General features: G+C 41.7%; 24 protein-coding genes. 11 read left to right on the top strand and 13 right to left on the bottom strand.

Translation table 11 applies throughout. The features are described from left to right. Positions 1-115: 115 nt before the first annotated feature. Genes A0128_RS12570 through A0128_RS12560 form a run of 3 tightly spaced genes read left to right on the top strand, consistent with a single transcriptional unit; the run spans position 116 to position 2681 of the window. Positions 116-1093 (top strand): ABC transporter ATP-binding protein, encoded by a 978-nt coding sequence (locus A0128_RS12570; protein WP_069607835.1) that lies wholly within the window; start codon positions 116-118, stop codon positions 1091-1093. After that, positions 1093-1875 (top strand): ABC transporter permease, encoded by a 783-nt coding sequence (locus tag A0128_RS12565; protein WP_069607834.1) that lies wholly within the window; start codon positions 1093-1095, stop codon positions 1873-1875. Before A0128_RS12570 ends, A0128_RS12565 begins: the two co-directional genes overlap by 1 nt. Beyond that, complete coding sequence (locus A0128_RS12560; protein ID WP_069607833.1) at positions 1872-2681, top strand: ABC transporter permease; 810 nt, start codon at positions 1872-1874, stop codon at positions 2679-2681. The genes A0128_RS12565 and A0128_RS12560 overlap by 4 nt, the downstream gene beginning before the upstream one ends. A 2-nt stretch (positions 2682-2683) precedes the next feature. On the opposite strand, the gene A0128_RS12555 is transcribed toward A0128_RS12560, so the two are convergent. After that, the gene (locus tag A0128_RS12555; RefSeq protein ID WP_069609279.1) at positions 2684-3145 is read right to left on the bottom strand and encodes a hypothetical protein; all 462 of its coding nucleotides are present in this window, start codon (positions 3143-3145) and stop codon (positions 2684-2686) included. Positions 3146-4096: 951 nt separating this feature from the next. Between A0128_RS12555 and A0128_RS12550 the strand changes: the two genes are divergently transcribed. Then, complete coding sequence (locus tag A0128_RS12550; RefSeq protein ID WP_069607832.1) at positions 4097-4504, top strand: hypothetical protein; 408 nt, start codon at positions 4097-4099, stop codon at positions 4502-4504. Between the two features lie 15 nt (positions 4505-4519). Continuing rightward, positions 4520-5257 (top strand): hypothetical protein, encoded by a 738-nt coding sequence (locus tag A0128_RS12545; protein ID WP_069607831.1) that lies wholly within the window; start codon positions 4520-4522, stop codon positions 5255-5257. A gap of 111 nt (positions 5258-5368) precedes the next feature. Here the strand turns inward: A0128_RS12545 and A0128_RS12540 are convergent, their stop codons facing one another. The 9 genes from A0128_RS12540 to A0128_RS12500 form a co-directional block, all read right to left on the bottom strand. After that, positions 5369-5995, bottom strand: coding sequence for a hypothetical protein (locus A0128_RS12540; RefSeq protein ID WP_156781833.1), 627 nt, complete (start codon positions 5993-5995; stop codon positions 5369-5371). A gap of 293 nt (positions 5996-6288) precedes the next feature. Continuing rightward, positions 6289-7173 carry a hypothetical protein gene (locus tag A0128_RS12535; protein ID WP_069607829.1) on the bottom strand — a complete coding sequence of 295 codons (885 nt, stop codon included), beginning with the start codon at positions 7171-7173 and terminating at the stop codon, positions 6289-6291. Next, positions 7170-7907 (bottom strand): hypothetical protein, encoded by a 738-nt coding sequence (locus A0128_RS12530; RefSeq protein WP_427854307.1) that lies wholly within the window; start codon positions 7905-7907, stop codon positions 7170-7172. Before A0128_RS12530 ends, A0128_RS12535 begins: the two co-directional genes overlap by 4 nt. Before the next feature lie 2 nt (positions 7908-7909). Next, positions 7910-8242, bottom strand: a complete 333-nt coding sequence (locus A0128_RS12525) for a hypothetical protein (protein WP_069607828.1) — start codon at positions 8240-8242, stop codon at positions 7910-7912. After that, the gene (locus tag A0128_RS12520; RefSeq protein ID WP_069607827.1) at positions 8239-8595 is read right to left on the bottom strand and encodes a hypothetical protein; all 357 of its coding nucleotides are present in this window, start codon (positions 8593-8595) and stop codon (positions 8239-8241) included. Before A0128_RS12520 ends, A0128_RS12525 begins: the two co-directional genes overlap by 4 nt. A 348-nt stretch (positions 8596-8943) precedes the next feature. Next, positions 8944-9306, bottom strand: a complete 363-nt coding sequence (locus A0128_RS12515; protein ID WP_069607826.1) for a TRL domain-containing protein — start codon at positions 9304-9306, stop codon at positions 8944-8946. Next, positions 9303-9629, bottom strand: a complete 327-nt coding sequence (locus A0128_RS12510) for a TRL-like family protein (protein WP_069607825.1) — start codon at positions 9627-9629, stop codon at positions 9303-9305. Before A0128_RS12510 ends, A0128_RS12515 begins: the two co-directional genes overlap by 4 nt. Next, positions 9626-10141 carry an adhesin Lsa14 gene (gene lsa14, locus A0128_RS12505; RefSeq protein WP_069607824.1) on the bottom strand — a complete coding sequence of 172 codons (516 nt, stop codon included), beginning with the start codon at positions 10139-10141 and terminating at the stop codon, positions 9626-9628. Before lsa14 ends, A0128_RS12510 begins: the two co-directional genes overlap by 4 nt. A gap of 276 nt (positions 10142-10417) precedes the next feature. Then, a complete protein-coding gene (locus A0128_RS12500) occupies positions 10418-11638 on the bottom strand; it encodes a tetratricopeptide repeat protein (protein WP_069607823.1) in 1221 nt (406 codons plus the stop codon). Positions 11639-11651: 13 nt separating this feature from the next. On the opposite strand from A0128_RS12500, the gene A0128_RS12495 reads away from it, so the two are divergent. Further along, entirely contained in the window at positions 11652-13766 is a 2115-nt protein-coding gene (locus A0128_RS12495) for a sodium-translocating pyrophosphatase (RefSeq protein ID WP_069607822.1), read from the top strand. 241 nt (positions 13767-14007) lie between these two features. On the opposite strand, the gene A0128_RS12490 is transcribed toward A0128_RS12495, so the two are convergent. Continuing rightward, on the bottom strand, positions 14008-14535 hold the full coding sequence (locus A0128_RS12490; protein ID WP_069607821.1) for a DUF1564 domain-containing protein: 528 nt from the start codon (positions 14533-14535) through the stop codon (positions 14008-14010). A gap of 208 nt (positions 14536-14743) precedes the next feature. Between A0128_RS12490 and A0128_RS12485 the strand changes: the two genes are divergently transcribed. Next, positions 14744-15706 (top strand): SRPBCC family protein, encoded by a 963-nt coding sequence (locus tag A0128_RS12485; RefSeq protein WP_156781832.1) that lies wholly within the window; start codon positions 14744-14746, stop codon positions 15704-15706. 241 nt (positions 15707-15947) lie between these two features. On the opposite strand, the gene A0128_RS12480 is transcribed toward A0128_RS12485, so the two are convergent. Beyond that, positions 15948-17204: a 3-deoxy-D-manno-octulosonic acid transferase gene (locus tag A0128_RS12480; protein WP_069607820.1), complete on the bottom strand. Its 1257-nt coding sequence runs from the start codon at positions 17202-17204 to the stop codon at positions 15948-15950. Positions 17205-17210: 6 nt separating this feature from the next. On the opposite strand from A0128_RS12480, the gene A0128_RS12475 reads away from it, so the two are divergent. Beyond that, a complete protein-coding gene (locus tag A0128_RS12475) occupies positions 17211-17828 on the top strand; it encodes an HAD family hydrolase (RefSeq protein ID WP_069609275.1) in 618 nt (205 codons plus the stop codon). On the opposite strand, the gene A0128_RS12470 is transcribed toward A0128_RS12475, so the two are convergent. Continuing rightward, positions 17800-18522 (bottom strand): flagellar assembly protein FlaA, encoded by a 723-nt coding sequence (locus A0128_RS12470; protein ID WP_069609276.1) that lies wholly within the window; start codon positions 18520-18522, stop codon positions 17800-17802. The genes A0128_RS12475 and A0128_RS12470 overlap by 29 nt on opposite strands. Before the next feature lie 137 nt (positions 18523-18659). On the opposite strand from A0128_RS12470, the gene A0128_RS12465 reads away from it, so the two are divergent. The 3 genes from A0128_RS12465 to proC are packed head-to-tail and all read left to right on the top strand — an operon-like array spanning position 18660 to position 20819. Then, positions 18660-19373, top strand: a complete 714-nt coding sequence (locus tag A0128_RS12465; RefSeq protein ID WP_069607819.1) for a hypothetical protein — start codon at positions 18660-18662, stop codon at positions 19371-19373. A gap of 1 nt (position 19374) precedes the next feature. Continuing rightward, positions 19375-20043, top strand: a complete 669-nt coding sequence (locus A0128_RS12460; RefSeq protein WP_069607818.1) for a YggS family pyridoxal phosphate-dependent enzyme — start codon at positions 19375-19377, stop codon at positions 20041-20043. A 2-nt stretch (positions 20044-20045) separates the two neighbouring features. After that, positions 20046-20819 carry a pyrroline-5-carboxylate reductase gene (gene proC / locus A0128_RS12455; protein WP_069607817.1) on the top strand — a complete coding sequence of 258 codons (774 nt, stop codon included), beginning with the start codon at positions 20046-20048 and terminating at the stop codon, positions 20817-20819. The last annotated feature ends 172 nt before the right edge of the window (positions 20820-20991 follow it).

The following is a 20991-nucleotide window of genomic DNA, read 5'->3' as shown; positions in this document are numbered from 1 at the left end:
AGGTCAGGTTAGGAGCGAGCGAAACTCTGTAAATCGCTTGTTTTCGAGATCAACTGCAATTTTTTACTCTACTTTGATAACAAACTTGGTCTGATATAGGTCGGAGTTAGATTCTTTGATCACAGTCAAAAACCTTCAGAAATCCTTTCAAATCTCCAAGAGAAAACCCGGACTCTTGGGAGCCATCGGTTCACTCTTCTATACAAAAAAAGAAATCATCCACGCGGTGGAAAATGTATCCTTTGAAATTCAACCCGGGGAATTTCTCGGATATATCGGTCCCAACGGCGCCGGTAAATCCACTACCATTAAATTATTGACCGGGGTCTTGACTCCCGATCAAGGAGAAATTCGGATCTTTGGTCTCGATCCCTCTAGGGACAGAAGGGAGAATTCAAAACAAATCGGAGTCGTTTTCGGACAAAAGACCCAGCTCTGGTGGGATCTTCCCGTCGGGGAATCCTTTGATCTCCTTAGATCCATCTATAAAATCGAAACGAAAGATTACAAAAAGAGAATGGAGATGTTTAACGATCTCCTGGGACTTCAAGAATTTTTTCAACAGCAGGTCAGAAAGCTGAGCTTGGGTCAGAGGATGAAGGCGGAGATCGCGGCGAGTCTTCTTCACTTTCCTCGAGTGTTGTTTTTGGACGAACCAACGATCGGACTTGATGTTCTTGTAAAAGAAAAAGTAAGAGAGTTTATTCGGACCATCAACCAGGAAGAAAAAGTCACGATTCTTTTGACAACTCACGACGTTCAAGATATAGAATATCTCGCAAAAAGGATCATTCTCATCGATCACGGAAAAATTCGTTTTGACGGGGATCTGAATTCTTTTCGAGGATTGGGAGGAACGGATAATGTAGTCGAGCTTCAATACAGAGGAGAGGCCGTTTTAAAACTTCCTTCCGAGTTTACTTGGATTCAGAACGGATCACCCAATCACGCGAGTATCGTAGTAAAGGAAGGGGAGTCTTTGAATCGACTTCTTTCTTTTTTGAGTTCTTCCGGTCTGGAGATAACCGAAATCAATTTTAAAAAACCCGATCTCGCTACCGTTATCAAACAGATCTACGGGGAAAAACCCTGATGCTTTATCTAAAAGTTATTTCCAAAGCGTTTCAGAGGTCTTCCACGTATCGGCTCGAATATTTTACGGGAGTTCTGAACGCGGTTTTGTATCTCGCGATTCTAACTTCGGTTTGGCAATCGGTTTCGGGAAACGATCTGGAAGGGGGAAGAACTCGAGAATCTCTGATTTTATACGCGGTTATCTCGACTTTGATCAAGGTTTCTTTTGGAAGACAGGACGGTCTTGTATCTTCCAAAATTAAGAATGGAACAATCGTCTTTGACCTTTTAAAACCGATTCGTTTTCCGTTGATCGTCTTTGCGGATACGATCGGAGTCAGTATTTATCATCTTCTTTCGAGATCGCTTCCGCTTTTAATTCTTGCGTATACGGTTTTAGATCTTAGATTCTTTCCGCAAATTACTTCTCTTCTTTCCTTTGTATGCGTTTATACCTTGGCGTTTTTTATTTTTTTTCTGATCGGTTTTATGATCTCATCCTTATCTTTCTATTTTACGGAAGTGTTTTCCTTCTTCCTTCTTTACTTTGCATTGATCACTTTGTTTTCCGGAGCCGTCATTCCACTCGATCTTTTTCCTGAATTTTTACGAAATATCTCTTCTTGGCTTCCCTTCGCTTATCTATATTATTATCCGACTCAAGTATTAACCTCGCAGCCGATCGGAATGGAATTCGGAGAATTGATCGCTCGATATTTTCTGATGATTGGGATTCTTACCATAAGCGCTTCCGCAATCTATCTTTCCGGATTAAAACGTCTGGAATTGGCAGGAGGATGATTTTGTTTGCTTCCTTCAAAACATATCTCAAGTTAGCCGTCTCTTCCGTTCAATCGCATATGGAGTATAAGGCGAGTTTTTGGATTTATCTCGTGACCTTGCTCATCTATTATTCCGCGCAGGCGGCTACGATTTTTATTCTACTTTCCAAGTTCGTTTCCATCGGAGGTTGGACAAGGGGCGAAATCGCATTCCTTTATAGTCTTTTGATTTTTGCGCAAGGAATCGTAGCTTCGGTATTTTCAGGAATGGTAGAATTCGGATCCTTGGTAAGGGACGGAGGATACGATCGATATCTTTTGAGGCCGCTTTCCCCGATCGGTCAGGTATTGATGAACCATTTCGATATTACCGGGCTTCTTCATTTGATTTTGGGAGTGATTACGTTTATCGCCGCCAATCAGTTTACAAATATTGAATGGACTTTTGCTAAGATTTGTATGTTGTTTTTGGTCGTTTTTGGGAGTGCGATGATTTTGGCGGGAATTCGAATCGCGATCGCGTCGATCGCGTTCTATGCGATTCAGAATTATTCTTTAGTACATTTGTTTATTTTTTCGAGTCGTGAATTTATGATGTATCCGATGAATATCTACAATATGTCGATTCGAATTCTTTTAACGTTCCTACTTCCTTTAGGGTTCGTTAATTTTTATCCGGCTCACTATTTTTTGGATAAGAATAGCGATTCCTTATTTCATCCTTTCTTTATATATTTGAATTTCCCGGTCGGTTGTTTTCTTTTTTTCGGATCCTTATTTCTTTGGAAAAAAGGACAAAAAAGATACGAATCGACCGGGACTTAAGTTTATTTGATTTCCAGGTGCTCGATTCCGGACTCTGTAAAAATTTCCTCATACTTCGAAATAAAGGGAGCTTCCTTTTCGATTCTTTCTTCGATCGCCATTCCTTTGATTTCGGCTTCGGTATAAGTTCGCGTAAAATCTCTTCCTGCCAATCTTTGAACGAGTTCGTCCCAGAAGATGCTATCTTGGTATTCGGTGATTAAATCCGAAATGTCAGTCTTTTCTTCGAACTCTCTCGTAAGGTAGTGAAGCTCTTCCTCACTATCATACGAGACCAAGTGGGAAACTTCCAAGGCCTTTGCATAGGAAAGAACTTGTTGTTCCATGTCTTCGTAGGCATCATACGAATCCAGACGATCGGGAGCCGGCTCTTCTTCCTCTAAGATCGAGTGATAGAGAAAGCGGGTGATCGCCAAGGACTTAAGAAGGGCTTCGTATTGTTCGCGTGTGAGTTCGATATTCATTGCAATTCCCATTTCATGGAGGAGGCGCGGATTGCCAAATCTATTTCTCTAAGAAATTTTCGGTAAACGATCGAAAATGGATTTAGAATCTCCTTTACTCCGATATCGTCGAGCGGTCATATCAAAATTCAAAACTTGTGTAGTTAAAAAAAGACTTTCAGGCCGCTTTATTTTCTGAGTTTTCGAGAACTTACAAAATAGGCATTTTCTCTTGTCTTCAAATCTCGCGCACATAGATAAAAACTCAGTGAGGAAAACCGAGCGTTGTATTAATATTGAAGCCGAATTCGTTTGATAAGGAATCAGGGCCTTAAGAAAATTCAGAAATTTGCATGTAATGACTATTCAAAATTACTTCCGGTGAGGAGCTTTAAATGTAAATATCTTGCAGCTTTTAAATTGGGGAGTGGGTTTTTCTGTCTTTCGATATTCTTTCTTAAAAGAAAATCGGAAGGATTTGAATATTTGCAAAAAATTGAGAAATCTTAACTGACTTAAAAGAGGAATTCTAAGTTAAATATGAAGATCCGGGGGATATCTTTTAGAGTTTCACTCTAGGTGAAGAGGGTGCATTCTTAGATTCGAATCGCTTTGTCAGTTTATTTAAGTCAAAAATCCTGAGTAATTTCAGCTTGGTTTTGGAATCGAAGTCTTAAAGAGACTGAAAAAGGTTGTATTGAATTGCGAATGAGGTACCTTTTCTTAACTAAATTTTAAATGGAATCGATAGATTAGCTTTGTAATATCCCCAATTTGAGTTATACACCGGCCTGCGGAACGTTAAGCCATCTTTATTTTTTTTTACGTAATTTAATGAAGTAATTTCAGAAATACGTTGCGGGAGAATTTTTCGACCTACTTAGGGGCCATTTATAGAATTCGGCTCAAATTGTATTGACATATTCCTTATTTATTCTTTTCTTATGGAAAATTATTGAATGAGGCTATTGAATGAAAAAATCAATTTTGGTTCTTATGACAGTTGCAGCTGTAACCGTGGCAAACTGTACTTACAAATACAAAGAGGCTCCTGAAGTTGGGACTTCCGTATTGAGACTTGCTGAAGCGGATTATACTGTAGGTGCTGAAACTTCTGGAAAAGCTTGCGGATTTTTTCTTTTCCACGTAATTGGATCTAGTGTTTTCGGTGGAAATTTCGGTTTTATTGGAAATGGAGTTACTGGATCTTTAACAGCAGAAGCGCAATTTGATGCACTTTCAAAATTAGAAACAGCGACTTATATTGTTAATCCAAAATATGAATCTGAGTCTACAAACTACGTAATTGGAACTCATTCCTGTGTAACCGTTAAAGCTCGCGCGATTACTCTGAAAAACGGACCAGTAGCTTCTAAATAATCCTAGGGGGTTCGCATGAGAATTCTAATAGCGATCCTATTAGGCACCCTCCTTATTGGGTGTGTGTACAAATCCAAAGTATCGGGAAACGAGCTTCGTACGCCTGACTTAAGGCTTGCGAAATTGGGTTATGAGATTCTTGGAGAGACTTCCGGAAAAGGATGCTCTTTTGATGACCCCTTTCATCGAACGACTGTGGCAAATTTAAAAAGATATGCATCTTTTGAAGAATCGAACCCAGTGTTGTTTGAAAATAATCGAAATGATTATGCTGATATAGGGGGATTAAACGAAAGTAGAGTTCCTGGGGCGATTCTTTTAAAAGCCATTTGGAAAGTGTACGAAGATATTGGCTATTTTGCCTATGATATTTGGAACGAGTCTCTTGCTGTATTAGGGACAACAAACAGCAATTTATCAGATAGGCGAGATAGGCGAGAGATTTATCTTGCTCAGTATCTTGGTGTCGAGTCTGAAAGAGATCAGAATCCAATTCGCAAAGGTAGCACGATCGATCAAAGAGATGCATTTAACATTGCGCTTTTCAAAGCCTTGGAAAATCTTAGTGCTGATGCCTTAATTGATGTTAAGGTAGATTATGATGAGAAAGCAGCGTCTCGAATACTGAAGTATATTACCTTTGGTGGAGTTACTTCAAATGCATGTGCGACCGTTAGAGGAACTGGAGTTAAGTTTACAGGACCTCGAGTCGCAATAGCTGGTAAAACAGCGGTTACCCCGAAGAAAAAGTAAATGTCCCATTTACTTAAATTACGTTAGGGAATAAAATCCGCTAATAAAAGCCGTCCCAATAAAAAGGACGGCTTTTATTAAAAAATAAATTCGTAAACTTTTTTAGGTTGGCTACTCGATTAAGTTAGCGAAGTCTTCGTTATTCTGTTTTTGTAACTTCAAAAATTCAATCTGATATTCGTTTTCATTTACTCCGCTTTTAGCTTGCGCAACCCACTTCCTTGAGACAAAGGAATCAAAAACGATTTTTTTATCTTTGGTATCATATACTATAATTTGAATTCCTGTACGGATTCCTGCTAAGCAACCCCAGTCTTGGCCATTGAACCAACCGCCGGAATGTGCGTAGTATTGCTGTATGATGGGAACCACAGCAAATCTTACATTTTCTGCTGTTAAGACTTGATTGAATTCTTTGGATGCTTCTTCAAAGACAAAATGAATGTTCGGAACGTTGATATTGTCCTGTCCGTTGTCGGGGCTAAGTTCGTAGTTTTTAACCGTATTCACTTTCGAAAATGGTTGTTTTACTGTTGCGATCTTTATCGGTTTATTTTTCGTTTTTAAGATTTCTGAAAGGCTTTTTTCCAACCAATTGAGAACCATCGGCTTTAATTCTGTTTGTCCTTTAAATTCTTTATTTTTGGATTCTACCTGTACACCAAAATCCTTCTGCACTCGGATGAGTCCTCCAGTGAAATGAATAAATCCAACGAAAGCATTATTTTCAAATGCCATCTCCGTTTTCTTGTAACCGGCTAAGTCCGAGGCTAATAACGGTCGGACTAATAAAATATTTTCTTCCTTTATCGAACTTTGAATCTGATTAGAACGAATCGAATAGTATTTTTTCGAAGTGCACGAAGCGAAAAAAATGACAATACAAACAAAGAATAATGAAAACGTTTTTTTATTTTTGAACATGGTGAAAAATGAAATCTCCTAAAAATAGAAGATTGAATATTTCTGTTTCCCGTAAAATCATTTTTTAATAAGGAATAAATTTGAATCAAATCACAGAGGTAAAAAACTCACTTTATCTCTTCGAGTAATTTGCATTCCGGAATCTCTTCTTTTTCTACCCGTTTTTCTTTTCTATATCCAGTGATATGTCCCGGAATCGAGGAAAACAAACCAAGATACTGACCGGCGGATCCTAAAAGCGAGCCAGTTGCATAGGTGGAATAAGCGGGGTATAACGTTCTGTAGGCGAGAAGTTCATTCTTCTTATCACATTTGTGTCTGAGGTAACGGAGTGCATCATCCGATGCTCTTGCTTCCGGATAGAGGGCTCCTAAAAATGGAATCGAATATCCAAGGCTATACAAAGATTTGTATTTTCTCATCGCGAAGTCTTTGGAGTGCCCGCCTTCGTGTAATACGACCGAGGGAAGATCGCTGTAGATATTGATCGTGTTTGTATAAGGATTGTAATGATCTCCGCCTCCGAAAATAAAACCCGCGAAGAGTCTTTCGGGGATGAGGGTAGAGAGAAACCAGCTAACGATTCCCAGGGTATATTTTAAGACGGGATGAACCGTATCCGATTTCCAGAGCTGTTTCAAATCGCTCCAGGGAGAATACTGATTAAAACGAACTTTGACGTCTTTGAGATTGTTCTCTCGAATGTAATCCATTAGATATTTTTTGGTTTCTTCGGAGATGCTATGACTGTTCATTTTTTTATTCCAGAGAATGAGTTTTGTCAAAGAGCCGAAGACGTTGCCCAAAAAATCCAAGAGCCAGTAAGGTTCTCCTTCTTCAAACTGAGGATTGTTTTCGTCGAAGTAGTTTTCGTTCGGATAATACGGTTTTGCAAAGACGTATTTTTTTTCCACCGAATAGGAACAACCGATTGAAGAGAAAATACATAGGAGGAGTAGAAGAGCGCCAAACGTTTTAAAACTTCGATTCATGGATGAGAAGTCCTAACTTTTTTATCCGGGTTTGGAGAGGACGATTTTTCGACGGAAGACTTTAGTTTTTCAGAAAATTCTAATAGAGCAATTCGACCGAGTTGATTGAGCTGATCTTCCCTGTTTCCCCTGAATCCAAGATAAGGCATATAGATCAACCAGCCGACGATAGTTCCTGTGGCGAGAGCAAAGTTACAATCCGTGACATTGGAATCGATAGAATCTTCGAATCGGAAATCCAAAATTTTCTCTTCTTTTTCGACTCGATTTACGTCGATTTCCAGTTTTACGGAAGTCGTGCTTCCAAAAAAACAATGATCTTCCGTCTTGAGTTCAAAATTCTTAATATGAATTTTGAAACGCCGATCGGTTTTGTACTCGTCTCGATTTCGATCCAGTTCTCTTTGAATCAGAGTTTTTACAGAACCATATTCGTTTTCCAATTTGCGGGGAGCTAGGAAGAATAAAGAGGGATCTCTGATTGCAAAAAGATATCGAGTCGTTTCCGGTGATTCGATGACTTCAAAGCTTGGATGGATGTTTGGAACTGCAAACTGCGGTATCGTATCGACGTTTCCTATATCGAACGCATTCGTTCCTTTTTTGGGAATATAAACTCGGATTGCGATACAGTTCAAGAAAAAGAAAAACAAAAAAGGATAAAAAAGTAAAAGGATCTTTTTTTTGTAAAATAAAAAGGACATATTGAATAGGCTAGATGTTGTGCGCATCATTTTCATTTTGAGATTCCTCGAATCACCTTGGCCGTAAACGTCGTGCAGTATTTTGTTCCTAAAAACTGATAATACCAGGATTCTTGGATTCTAATTTCGGTTAAAACCCCCCCGTCTTTAGCTTGTTCGACTAATTTTGCATAGGCTCTTGAATATCGATCGTTGACATCGATCGGAATTAAATACAATAACACGATTCCACATTCTCTTGCAAAGGCCGGAGAACTCACGACTTCGGTTTCCGTTATCTGCTTCTGCTCGATGAAAACCGGATTTGAAATACACGAAATGAAAAGAAAAAGGAATAGAATAAAAGATCCCATTTTTGAAGTCATTGAATAGCCTCTCCTGAGATGGTAAGGCATTGGAAGGTTCCGACAATTCCCCAAAACCAGTATTCTTCTATTTTGATGTTCTTAATCGACTTTGTTCCGGGAATCTGCTCTAACGCATTTTGATATGCCCTTTCGATCTTCGACGTTTGTCGGATCGGAATAAAGTAATGAATCGGAAAAAGAGTGAATACAGGGAGGGGAAATCCTACAAATCCGCAAGCTTTTCCTTTTACATCGCCTAACGTCTTCTCGTTTCCCGTTAAAACGGGTTGAAGCAGAATATGATCCGAAGAACAGCTATGAAAAAAATAAATCGTAAGGAAGAGATATAAAAGAAAGATCGATTGTTTCATGGATGGTTCTCGATTCAGAATGATCTTGAAGCATAGAATGTAGTAAAGTATTTTTTATTAGGGTTTTGATAGATGAATCTTTATCCTATTCTTATCGTTGAAGATCACAAAAGTAATTTCGAGAAATTCTAAGTTAGAATTGAAACAAATGCATCTAAATTGAGTGTATTCGGAAATTGGAATGTACTCCTGGTCCTCTCTGGAGCGGCAATTTGAAAAAAGGAAAATCGAAATACAAAAGCTTTGCCTAATAACTATATTTTAAACATACGCCGAATCATCGAAAGTTACATCGAGCGATTTATTTTGATCGACTGATTCTCGCACGGAGCTTTCCGGGCAGTAGCATTATTCTCCCCAAACGACGACGCAGTTTTTATAAAAGACCGGACCTAAGAAACTAAAGGTTGCGTAGTCGACTACCGCGATTTTTTCAATTCCAAAGTCCTTGGCAATTTCTGTTACGCTATTTTTGGGCCCGCGATAGGTTGTATTGTAATAGAAAAGAGAGATTGCATAGGAACAACTTTCTCCTTTTTTTAAAACTCTCGCCGAGGAGATTAGACTTCCGTTACTTTTGGAAAGAATGTGCTGTGTATTGTAAGAAAACAAAAGCGCCGGTTCTGACGTCGCGATACAATTTGAGAAATGCAGAATCAGAAAGGCGGAGCAGAAGAGAAAGATTCGATTTCTTTTAAGAACTTGTTTCATCCTTTTTCTCCCGCAACGATTACGCAGTGATTTCGATAGACGATTGCGAAGATATGAAGTGCGCTAAAATCGATCATCGATATTCTTTGAATGCCGTTGGATTTGGCGACGGACCCAACCCCCGCGTTTCCGAAACTGATCAAACCTAAAATATTGTGGATACATCCTTCGGCGACGGCTTCCGGCTTAACGTCGTTAGCCGGATTGATTTGTCCAGGATATTTGTTGTATGTAAAGAGCAAACCTCCAACGGGACCGGACGCGCAGTTTACGGAGAAAAGTAAGGAAAAAATAATAATTAGAAGAGATCTTTTGTTTTTCATTCTGATTCCCCTTTGTTTTTTTTCTTTCTTACGATTTCGGAATTCAAATTGTAATTTTGAGCGTCTTCTCCCACGGTCGGAGCCGGTTTTGATTCTCCCGTTACGATCGTGCAAAAACTATGATAAACGATCGCAAAGATCGCAGTGTGTTCGTATTCTATATGTGCAATTTTTTTAATGTTTCCGTTTTGTGTTGCGGTGAGAATGGAAGAATCTCCCCACGCGAACAAAGACAGAACCGATCGAGAACAGGCTTCCCCTCGTTCGATACTTCTTGCATTTCCGGTTAAGGTAACCGGAATGGATTCGTTGTGATAGATCATTCCTCCCTTATAAAAAAGTTCCAGAGAAGGGCGTCCGTAAGCGGGAGTAGGGTTTGTATTGATTTCTTCCGGGCCTACGGGAGAGTTGATAATATTGACTCCGGTGCATCCGAAAGAGAGAAGGATTCCCAATAGAAACGCGCCGGAGTAAAACCTAAGTTCTTTTAGGAATAAAAACTCTGAAATCATAAATTCCCCCTAAGCCTTATATCACTTCTTTATAAAATTTTAAGACAGAAGAATTTGTATTTTTTATAAAAAAAGGAATATCTTATTTTTTGAAAATTCTTCTTACGCTAAAAAAGACCCGAAGGGAATCGTACGAGTTCCTACTTTTCGAAATTAAATATTTCCAAAAAAAACTCGATTCCGGATCAGAGATTTCGATTTTGGCTATTTTTCTAATAAAGTCTCGATTCTATTTTAGAGACGATTTTTTATTTGGGGTTATAGAATACGAAAAAATTAGTTTTTTTCGGAGAGCATCTCTGATTCTTCCGAATCGAAGGAAAAAGGGGAGATGACGAGTGAGATATCTTCCTCTTCTTTTTGTTTTCGGATTTTTCCGAAAATATTCTTCCATTCTTCTTTCCTCTGCTTGGAAGTCGAAGTTTCATTTTTTTGAATATAAAAAAGCGCGAATAAAAGAAGTTCCCTGTTGAAGCCGGTTTGTTTTAGCTTGGCGTCTAAAAATTCTTCATCCAGGACTCGATCGGATTCTACGATTTCTTGGAGGAGTTCGATCGCTTGGATATCGGAGACACTTCCCCTTTGTCTGTAGATTCTATGCAATGGATAGAGAATTTCTTTTCCAGCTCTTCCGTCCTTCTTTAGGCTGAGATAAAAGGCTCTTCTTGACATCGCCAAAGATTCGTTAAACCTTTTGTTTTGTAAGAATTCAAGTCCGGATTCGTAGGCGTAGATCGGTTCCGTGCGAAAGACCGCGGCTCGGTCCAGCAACGCCTGTTCTAAAAGTTGCGATTGTTTTTTTTTCAGGGAAAGAAGAAGGATCCGATGAAGAAAGGAATTTTCCGGAAAGTAAAGAAGATACTTTCTACACTTCGTGATCGCTTCGTCGATCTTTCCCCCTTCGTGCGAGGTTTTGACTTCCGCCTCGATCGCTTCCCGGTCTTCTCTGTAAGGATTGTTTTTTTGAATCCAGAGGAGGGTTTCTTTGTAATAATTCAGATTCCCCAGTCTGGAACTTAAGACGAGAGCTTTGTATCGGTATTCCGGTTGTTCGGAATTCTGAGTCAGGCTGAGCCTTGTAAATCGAAAGGCCTTGTCCGGCTTTTTTAATTCTTCATATCCCGCGACCATTTCTCTTAAGAGGACTTGATTGGCCGGTTCGATCTGAATGCTCTTTTCAAAACTCTCCAGGGCCGTCGTTAGATCTCCCTTTCCGATCCAAGCTCTTCCCTCAATTTCGTAGTAGGGTGCGGTTCTCTTGGTTCCCAGGGAGTCTGCGATTTCCAATTTTTGGAGGGCTTCGTCGTAACGAAGACGTCCTAATTCTTCCCGAGCCTGTCTGAGCAACTCTCCGTAAGAAAAGGTTGAATTCCCATGGAGCGTTGAATAACCTGTGCAAAGTACAAAAAAGAAACAAGTGGATAGCAGTTTCCCAGGCGCTCTGTCAGGTAGAATTCTTCCCATCTTTTTAAACATCGGAACATTGAAAAAAAACAAGAGGTTTCACTGAATGAATTCAGTTACGATTATTATCGCCATGTCTATTTTGGCGATCGTTACTGCAGTAGTGTATGCCCTGAAGGTAATCCGTATCAAAGTCGGTGCCCCGGGCAGTAACGATAAAGAGACTCAAAAACTCATCGAAATATCTTCCGCCATCTCCGAAGGTGCCATGGCCTTCCTGGTTCGGGAATACAAGGTCATTTCCGTATTCATCGCCTTTATGGCGGTCCTGATCGTTCTTCTTTTGGACAATCCGGGTTCGGAAGGTTTTAACGACGGAATTCACACTGCGATCGCATTTGTTTCCGGTGCCGTTATTTCCTGCCTCTGCGGATTTATCGGTATGAAAATTGCGACCGCAGGAAACGTAAGAACCGCGGAAGCCGCAAAAACTTCTCTTTCTAAGGCTTTTCGAGTCGCTTTTGATTCCGGTGCCGTTATGGGATTCGGTCTCGTGGGTCTTGCGATCCTCGGAATGATCGTTCTCTTCCTCATTTTTACCGGGCTTCATCCCGGAGTTGAAAAACACTTCCTTATGGAATCTCTCGCAGGTTTCGGACTTGGTGGTTCTGCCGTTGCACTTTTTGGAAGAGTGGGCGGGGGAATTTACACCAAGGCGGCCGACGTAGGAGCGGATTTGGTTGGAAAGGTAGAAAAGGGAATCCCGGAAGATGATCCGAGAAACCCGGCTACGATTGCGGATAACGTGGGAGACAACGTGGGTGACGTTGCCGGAATGGGAGCCGATCTTTTTGGTTCCTGTGCGGAAGCGACTTGCGCGGCTCTTGTGATCGGAGCTACCGCTTCGGCTCTTTCCGGATCCGTGGACGCACTTTTGTATCCGCTTTTGATTTCAGCGTTTGGAATTCCCGCTTCTCTTTTGACGAGTTTTCTCGCAAGAGTGAAAGAAGGCGGAAACGTAGAAACCACTCTGAAAATTCAGCTCTGGGTTTCCACGATCCTCGTCGCGGGAATCATGTATTTCGTAACCAATGTTTTCATGGTGGATTCTTTTGAAATCGCAGGAAAGACGATCACAAAATGGGATGTTTACATTTCCATGCTCGTGGGTCTTTTTTCCGGAATGTTCATAGGAATCGTAACGGAATATTATACTTCTCATTCTTATAAGCCTGTGAGAGAAGTCGCGGAAGCGTCTAACACCGGTGCGGCGACAAACATCATCTACGGACTCGCGCTCGGATATCATTCTTCCGTGATTCCCGTGATTCTTCTCGTGATCACCATCGTAACGGCGAATATCCTCGCTGGTATGTATGGAATCGCGATCGCGGCTCTTGGGATGATTTCTACCATCGCAATCGGTCTTACGATCGACGCTTACGGTCCGGTTTCGGATAACGCGGGTGGAATCGCTGAGATGGCGGAACTCGGAAAAGAAGTTCGTGATAGAACGGATACTCTGGATGCGGCGGGAAATACCACTGCGGCGATCGGAAAAGGATTTGCGATCGGATCGGCGGCTTTGACATCTCTCGCACTTTTTGCGGCGTTTATCACAAGAACTCAGACAACGAGTCTCGAAATTCTCAACCCGGAAGTATTCGGCGGTTTGATGTTCGGAGCGATGTTGCCTTTCTTATTCACTGCGATGACGATGAAGTCGGTCGGAAAAGCGGCTGTGGATATGGTGGAAGAGGTTCGTAAACAGTTCCGTGAAATTCCAGGAATTATGGAAGGAAAGAACAAGCCCGATTACAAACGTTGTGTGGATATTTCCACGACTGCGGCTCTGAGAGAAATGATTCTTCCGGGATTACTCGTTCTTTTGACTCCGATCGTAGTAGGTTATCTTTTCGGAGTGAAATCTCTTGCGGGAGTTCTCGCAGGCGCTCTTGTTGCGGGTGTGGTCCTCGCGATCTCTGCTGCGAACTCAGGCGGCGGATGGGACAACGCGAAGAAATACATCGAGAAAAAAGCCGGTGGAAAGGGTTCCGACCAACACAAGGCGGCCGTAGTCGGTGATACCGTAGGGGATCCGTTCAAAGATACTTCCGGACCATCGATCAACATTCTTATCAAGTTGATGGCGATCACAAGCCTCGTCTTTGCCGAATTTTTTGTTCAGCACGGCGGATTGGTTTTGAGATTGTTTCATTAGAATTTTAGAATTCGATTCTAAAACTTGGGAAAGCCCTTTTCGCGAAAAAAAGCGGGAAGGGCTTTTTTATTTTCGCGGGCGTGCCTTCGCGATGCGAAGGTCGCGCTCTCCGCTTCAGTCAAGTTATTGAATGATACCGATTGAGGATCGTCTTGGATTTCGAAGCAATAACTTGACTCCGCATCGATCACTCACGCGTTGGAGACCCTGGATTTTTGAATTTGCTTAGGAGGGGCGTCTTTTAGGGAAAGGGATCCGGGAGAGATTCGCTTGTGATCGGGTTCGGTTCGAAGTGTAAGTCACGGGAGATTTGATTTTTCCGTAGATTTAAAGTCCATGTCATTTGGTAGACGGTATGGAACTGAGGAACTCCTCGATTCATCGTTTCAACGATAGAATCCCCAACACCGACGTCTTCCAACCACAAGAGATAGTTAAAAAGAAAACACCTGGAAACACCGTGGGCCGCCGCCAAAGCCCCCAGAACCGCCCAAACTCCCGAATTCACATGAATTGTCATTTTCTTCAGATCGCCAACTCCCCAATTGTATTTGATCTTACCCGCTTTCCAATGAAGACGATTCAGGGAAGCGAGGTATTTCGTGTATCTCATCAGAAGAAGAGGAAGTTTCCGAGGCAGAGCCTTCTTTTGAATTTTGTCTAAACGATTCCAGTAACTCATCGGAATCAAAAGAGAATCCGACCCGACCTCGCCTTCATTCAGAGCGGAAAGAATCTTTTTCTGGGAAGAAAGTAAAAGAACGTCCATACTCGAAACGGTTCTCCTTAGCGGCAGAACAGAATCCGGAAATGAAAAAAAAATCTGCAAAAAAGATCCGAACAAAAAAAAGGGAACTCCTTGAAAATCGGATCCAGATTAGAATCTGGCGGAATCGTGTTGGAATTCCCATCTCCAGTTCGATCCGCGCTCCACTTTCTCACTTGCAAATCTGGGAAAGAAGTTCTTTCTAAACCCTATGAAACTTAGGTCCTTTCTGATTCCCGCACTCTTCTCAGTCTTTTACGCAACCGCTGTTCAGTATATTATCAGAATTGAATCCTTAAAAAATTTAGGAATCACGATGGCCTACGGAGGAGTTTTTATATTACCGTTTTTGATCGGAGTGATCAGCGTCTATTGGGCCGAAAAGGAAAGACCACGTTCCATATTCTTTCCTTGGTTGCCTACGACGATTTCGATGCTTCTTTCGTTTATCGTAAACTGGGAAGGAATGATCTGCCTGATCATGGGGCTTCCGATCTATCTCGTATTGTCGAGCGTGGGAGGGATCGCGGTCGGAATCTGGTATTACGTCTTTCCGGAAAATCGGATGAATTTTCTGGGCGCGTTAGGCATTCTTTCACTTCCTCTTATCTCGGGATATTTAGAATCTCATTGGGAGTTACCGAATGAGATTCGTATGGTAGAAACGAGTATCGAAGTGAAAGCAAAACCGGAAACCGTCTGGAAGAATATCATTCGAATTTCCGAACTTGAAAAAACGGAGGAAGGTTTTTTCTACAAGATGGGGTTTCCAAGACCGATCGAGGCCACACTTTCTCACGAAGGTGTCGGTGGAATCCGAGAAGCCAAATTCGAAAAGGGACTTTTCTTTTACGAAACGATCACAGAATGGAAACCCCAATCGCGATTAAAATTCGAGATCAAGGCCGATCCAAATCTTACACCACTCACTACGTTAGACGCTCATGTCGTTCCCGGCGGAGCTTATTTCGACGCTCTCCAAGGAGAATACGAATTGGAATATCCAAACGGCGCCGGCCTGAACGAAAAACAAAAAATAATCTTACACCTCCGAAGCAAGTATCGTCTTTCGACTCATTTTAATTTTTACGCATCCTTCTGGGGGGATTTTTTGATGCGAGACATTCAGAATACGATCTTGAGAATTTTGAAAAAGAGAATGGAAGTAATCTGACACCCATGCGGGCGTCCTTGATCTGATGATTGGCCCGAGGAGCAACGCATTTCCGTTCCATAGAAATGTAGGAGTTCCTACAAATCCGCCGAAACAATTTTCCTTGCAAAAAGTTTGATTTTCTGATATAGGAAAATTTGCCCGAAATTTCCCACAAGGCCCGCCACCTCCACCCAAAATCGGGCGGGGGCCATCTTTTGAATTACGGAAAATGTAGGAACTACGACAAAATGAGATTCTATTATAACTTTTGGATCTCTTCGTACAATCTTTCCGCCGCGCCTCGACCTTGTTGAACAAACTCCGAGTTCTGTTTTCGGATCTTAGCGATTTTTTCCTGAGGAAAATTCAAAATTCTTAATATATCCTCCGGTTTGGAGACAACAAACAAACCTCCGGTTTTGTTTAAGATCGTCGCCTCCGGAGAATTGGAAATTTTAGGACCTGTCATCAGAGGAAGGCCGAAGGTCGCCGGTTCCAAAACATTGTGGACACGGTTGTGAAGCGCCCCGCCGACATAGGCAAAGTCCACTGCTTGATACGCAAACGCCAGAATTCCCAAAACGTCAAAGACGATCGTTTGAGCGCTCATCTTCTCGTAAGGAGTGGAAGTCCAGGTCTGGTACTCCATCTTTGCGTCCTGCAATCTGTGTTCTATGGAAGTGATTCTCTCGGGGGAGGTTTTGTGGGGGAATATCCAGAAGGCAAATTCGTTTAACAAATTCGGTTGTTTTTCTCTCGCGAGTTTGTAAAAGGAAACAAGAAGTTCTTCGCAGGGTTCGTAAGTGGATGCAAATAGTATGATTTTCGAATATGGATAATTTTTAGGTCTTGAAAATTCCTTTTTGTTGTCCTCTATTTTTTTTAGAACCGTATCGAACCTTGTATCGCCTAAAACTTTTACGGGAATTCTTTCCGGCACAAGGGAACGAAACGAATCGTAAAAACTTTCGTGAGAAGGATAGATTCCGCTTAAACGCTGAAAAACGGATTTTGTCAACATTCCTAAAATTCCTTTTTTACGGCTTCCTATTACGGCCGAACCTAAAACGACCTTGGTTCCCGATCGATTCGCGGATAAAATCAGATTCGGCCAAGTGTCCCAGGCCATAAGAACAAGAACCTTGGGATGAAAGTGTCGTAAGATCCAGTTGTATCCAAAGGGAGTATCGATCGGAAGACGAAAGGTTTCGTCTGCGGGAAAGGCTTCCAACTGAGAATCTCTTACGCTCTCTGAAAAAACGGATTGAATCAAAAATGCGGAAGGATCTTTTTTCCGAAATTCAAGAGCCAAGGCTCTGCACTGATCCAGTTCTCCAACCGAAGCCGCGTGGAGCCAAATCACTTTTTTTCCTTGAGACTCAAAGGGTTTGGAAAGAATTCTTTTTCGATCTTCCTTTCTCTTTTTTAGGAAAATTCTTCCGGCAGGAAATAACAGAAAAAGAGGAACGATAAAGATACGAAGAAAGATCGTCAGGATTTGATAGAGAAAAATCATTGGTTTATGAGCGGAGTTCTATTTGCTTTTGATCTGATGGATACCTTGATCAAGGATCCCTTTCATTCTGCACTTTATAAAATACTTCCCAGCGAATCGAGAGAAAAATTCATTCAGGGAAGAGAAAGAAACGCCTTTATCGAATTTGAAAAAGGGCATATCGAAGAAGAAGAATTTTTCGAAAGATTCTATCTTCCCGAATATAGGGAAACCGATCTCCCGGACCCTCGCAAGATCAAAGAATTGATGTTCCACAAAGTTCGGTTGATTTCGGAAAGTGTGAGCATCGTAAAACTACTGAAGGCGAACGGAAACAAACTCGTTCTCGCGAGTAACTATTCCATCTGGTATAAGGAACTTCAAAAATTTCCCGAAATGCAGGAAGTTTTTTCCCAATTCGATCAACTCTATTTTTCCTGCGAACTCGGAACCCGAAAACCCGCGGAAGAATACTTTCAGTGGATCCAAACAGATTATCCGGGAATGCGTTACGTTTTGATCGATGATAACGCGACTAACGTGGAAGCCGCGGGTTATATGGGTTGGGACACGTTTCGATTTAGTCCGAAAACTCCATCGGAGCTCGAGGAATTTTTTAAAAACCAGTACCCCAATTATCTTTGATCTCGGCTCCCGGATACGCTTCGTCCCTCGTATCGATGAGAAGTCCCATCCGATCGATGTAGAAAACAAATTCTCCCTTTTTTTGAAAAGGTCCGGGGATCAATCGGATCGCCGCAATTTCGAACGGATAACGCAGACTTCGATTGAGTCTTGTGTTTCTCGCCGGAATCTCCAACTTCTTCTCGATCCTTTTCCAACCGTCAAAACTCAAATCCGAAAGTTCGATCACGATTTCTTTGGAGCGATATTGATGGAGGACCAATTCAATCTTTGCATTTTGGGAAGAAGCATACATCCAAAAAAAGATCCGAGTAGGAGCGCCGATTGGAAGACGAATCTTTTCCTTTGGACGAATCTCCAGATGCGCGTGTTTTGGATTTTCAAAAAAGGTCTGTACCATCATCGATCGATAGTCGTTTGCCGGAGCGAGCGTTGGATAACATTCTCTTTCTTTCAAAAAAGCGGAATTGGAAGGGATCTGAGAATTGAAACGGATCTCGTTTAAAAAAGAAACACCTCGATAGATTTCCCAGGGCCTTTCTCCATCGAAGGAATCCACAAGAAAAAGATTGTATTGCTTCCAATCGGAGAGTATCTTTTCCAAGATCAGAACCCGGCTGATTTCGTCTTCGTCTCTTTTGACGGGAGCCGAAGGAAGATCCGTAAGACTTCCGAAGAGGCTCAGAGCCAGAATGGAGAATAGGGAGAGACGAAAAAAACGGCGGTTCACAGGTTTCTATTCGGTGAAATTGAGACTTAAAAAGAGATACTTATCCCGTTTTCCCTTCCCTTTTTCGAAGGAAAAAACCGATATTCTAAAAAGGTATGCCCATGAGACGAGACCAGTTGAAAATCTTACTTTCCGGAATTTTAGTTTTACTCTTAGGATCCTTGATCCTCTACAGTTATCTCTTTCGGGAAGACATCTCCAAATTCTTAAAAAAGAAAGAAGGCGAAGAAGTCTCAAACAATTCTAAAACGGATCGGGTCATCCTAAGTCCCGAGATGAATACCGAACCTCCGCTTTCGCCAAACGACTTAAATACGCTTCCGACCGAAGAAAAAAATTCCAAAGCTCCAGAAGAATCTTCAGGAATGGAAAAAGAGAAATCTCCATCCAAGGAAACCAAAAGTCTCAAAGAAGAATGGCCCGAGGAAAAGAAGACAACTTCTCCCTCAAAACCGGAAAAAGAAAAATACCCGGAAGAAAAATGGAATCCTCCCAAGGACGACACGAGCTCTTATAAAGACGAAGAACCCAAATCCAAAAAAGAAAGAATGAAAGAAGACAAAACGGATTGGGAAGACAAAGCGGAAAGAAAACATTCCGTAAAAAAGAAAAGGCATCCAAAAAAACATTCTTCTCTCAAAACCGGAAAACGAATTCGTTCCTTGGAAACAAGAGTCAATCGATTGGAAAAAAAATTGGGAATCTCTTCTTCCAAAAAAAAGGGTAAAACCAAAAAGGCTTCTTCCAAACGAAGTCTGGAAAAACGAGTGGAAAAACTCGAAAGAGAAATGAAGAACTTAAAATCCAAAGAATGATATGGGGATCCGAGAACGTTATTTTCAAATCCAAGAAGAACTCACAAGGTTAAGACCGGAGAAACCTCCCACGCTCATCGCGGTTTCCAAGTTTCAAACCCTGGAAGCCGTTCGAGAAGCGGTAAACGGAGGAGTTCTTCACTTCGGTGAAAATCGAATCCAGGAAGGATTGGAAAAGTTTGAAGAATGGTTGAAAGAAAAAAATTCTCCATTGGTTCTGCATCATATAGGGCCGGTTCAGAGCGGAACCCTTCGTAAATTATTCTTAGGTTATTCGTATGCGCACGGAGTCGGTAGTATCGGAACCGTGGAAGAACTTTTGAATCGAGCGCAAAAAGAACAAAAAAAAATACGCTACTTTCTACAGGCCAATCTCACGGAAGAAGAAAGCAAACACGGATTCGACAAAAAAGAACTGCTCGAAATTCTTTCCAAAAAGGAAACTCTTTCCAACGAGTTTTGTAAACTCGAAGGGATGATGGTGATGGGGCCTTCGGACGGAGAACCCAACAAAACGAGAGAAGTTTTTCGAGAACTCGCAAACATCCGAAAAGAATATTACCCCGAAGGAAAATTATCGATGGGAATGTCCGGAGATTATAAAATCGCGATCGAAGAGGGAAGCGACTTTGTAAGGATCGGAAGCGCCATCTTTGGAGAAAGGAATTAATCATGAAACATACGATTGGAATCGCAGGTTGTGGAAATATGGGAGGAGCGATCTATCTCTCTCTGAAGAAACGTTATCCGACACAGGTTCTTGGATACGATCCCTACATGACCTCGAATAAAAAGATAGAACTCGTTTCTTCCTGGGAAGAATTTTCTTCGCAAGCGGATCTGATCATCGTATGTGTAAAACCGGGAAAGGTAGTCGAACTCTTAAAACGAATCACTTCTCAAAAAATGATCCTCTCCGTCGCGGCGGGAATCAGTACACAAACGATTCGAAACTCTCTTCCTTCCGGATCCAAGGTTGTTCGAATCATGCCGAACCTTCCGCTTCTTGTTGGAGAATCCGCAATCGGTTACTACGGAGACGACGAACTCTACGAAACCGTAGAGGAAATTTTCCAATCTCTCGGCCATTCACTCCCCTTAAGTTCCGAGTCTTTGATGGACGCTGTGACCGGACTTTCCGGATCGGGACCCGCTTATGTTTTTAAATTCATCCAAGCGCTCGCAGAAGGAGGGGTTCTTTCCGGTCTCGGTTATCAAGAAGCTCTCGATTTGAGCATACAAACCGTCATCGGTTCCGCCGAACTTCTTAGAAAAGAAAGAAAAAAAGATCCACAAACCCATCCCGAGGTTTGGAAGAATAAAGTGACTTCTCCGGGAGGAACCACGATCGCCGGACTTGCGGAGCTTGAAAAACACGGATTTACACACGCCGTTCTCGAGGCGGTCCAAGCCGCGGCCAGACGTTCCCAAGAACTCGGAAATTAATGCGAAATTGGAATTCAATTTAAACTCAAGACTTCCTCTTGAAACCTTCTTGAGGAAATAAGAATCATAGTTCTTTCTGATTAATTCGTATAACAAGAAGAGACTAACGTTGAAGTGCGAGTAAACATTCACGTTCGTTTTTAGAAAAAGGACGCAAACTTCGCTCAATATG

The organism is Leptospira tipperaryensis (assembly GCF_001729245.1).
In the GTDB taxonomy this organism is placed as follows: Bacteria; Spirochaetota; Leptospiria; order Leptospirales; family Leptospiraceae; genus Leptospira; species Leptospira tipperaryensis.
The sequence above is the reverse complement of the archived record's forward strand: the minus strand, read 5'-3'. Positions and strand labels throughout refer to the sequence as shown.

Coding starts and splice junctions, on each gene's coding strand:
- A0128_RS12530 (WP_427854307.1), bottom strand. CDS start 7,907: ATGATGCGCACAACATCTAGCCTATTCAATATGTCCTTTTTATTTTAC.
- A0128_RS12550 (WP_069607832.1), top strand. CDS start 4,097: ATGAAAAAATCAATTTTGGTTCTTATGACAGTTGCAGCTGTAACCGTG.
- A0128_RS12555 (WP_069609279.1), bottom strand. CDS start 3,145: ATGAATATCGAACTCACACGCGAACAATACGAAGCCCTTCTTAAGTCC.
- A0128_RS12520 (WP_069607827.1), bottom strand. CDS start 8,595: ATGAAACAATCGATCTTTCTTTTATATCTCTTCCTTACGATTTATTTT.
- A0128_RS12485 (WP_156781832.1), top strand. CDS start 14,744: ATGAAACTTAGGTCCTTTCTGATTCCCGCACTCTTCTCAGTCTTTTAC.
- A0128_RS12525 (WP_069607828.1), bottom strand. CDS start 8,242: ATGACTTCAAAAATGGGATCTTTTATTCTATTCCTTTTTCTTTTCATT.
- A0128_RS12495 (WP_069607822.1), top strand. CDS start 11,652: ATGAATTCAGTTACGATTATTATCGCCATGTCTATTTTGGCGATCGTT.
- A0128_RS12545 (WP_069607831.1), top strand. CDS start 4,520: ATGAGAATTCTAATAGCGATCCTATTAGGCACCCTCCTTATTGGGTGT.
- A0128_RS12535 (WP_069607829.1), bottom strand. CDS start 7,173: ATGAATCGAAGTTTTAAAACGTTTGGCGCTCTTCTACTCCTCCTATGT.
- lsa14 (WP_069607824.1), bottom strand. CDS start 10,141: ATGATTTCAGAGTTTTTATTCCTAAAAGAACTTAGGTTTTACTCCGGC.
- A0128_RS12460 (WP_069607818.1), top strand. CDS start 19,375: ATGGGGATCCGAGAACGTTATTTTCAAATCCAAGAAGAACTCACAAGG.
- A0128_RS12465 (WP_069607819.1), top strand. CDS start 18,660: ATGAGACGAGACCAGTTGAAAATCTTACTTTCCGGAATTTTAGTTTTA.
- proC (WP_069607817.1), top strand. CDS start 20,046: ATGAAACATACGATTGGAATCGCAGGTTGTGGAAATATGGGAGGAGCG.
- A0128_RS12490 (WP_069607821.1), bottom strand. CDS start 14,535: ATGGACGTTCTTTTACTTTCTTCCCAGAAAAAGATTCTTTCCGCTCTG.
- A0128_RS12560 (WP_069607833.1), top strand. CDS start 1,872: ATGATTTTGTTTGCTTCCTTCAAAACATATCTCAAGTTAGCCGTCTCT.
- A0128_RS12510 (WP_069607825.1), bottom strand. CDS start 9,629: ATGAAAAACAAAAGATCTCTTCTAATTATTATTTTTTCCTTACTTTTC.
- A0128_RS12480 (WP_069607820.1), bottom strand. CDS start 17,204: ATGATTTTTCTCTATCAAATCCTGACGATCTTTCTTCGTATCTTTATC.
- A0128_RS12515 (WP_069607826.1), bottom strand. CDS start 9,306: ATGAAACAAGTTCTTAAAAGAAATCGAATCTTTCTCTTCTGCTCCGCC.
- A0128_RS12475 (WP_069609275.1), top strand. CDS start 17,211: ATGAGCGGAGTTCTATTTGCTTTTGATCTGATGGATACCTTGATCAAG.
- A0128_RS12540 (WP_156781833.1), bottom strand. CDS start 5,995: ATGGCATTTGAAAATAATGCTTTCGTTGGATTTATTCATTTCACTGGA.
- A0128_RS12565 (WP_069607834.1), top strand. CDS start 1,093: ATGCTTTATCTAAAAGTTATTTCCAAAGCGTTTCAGAGGTCTTCCACG.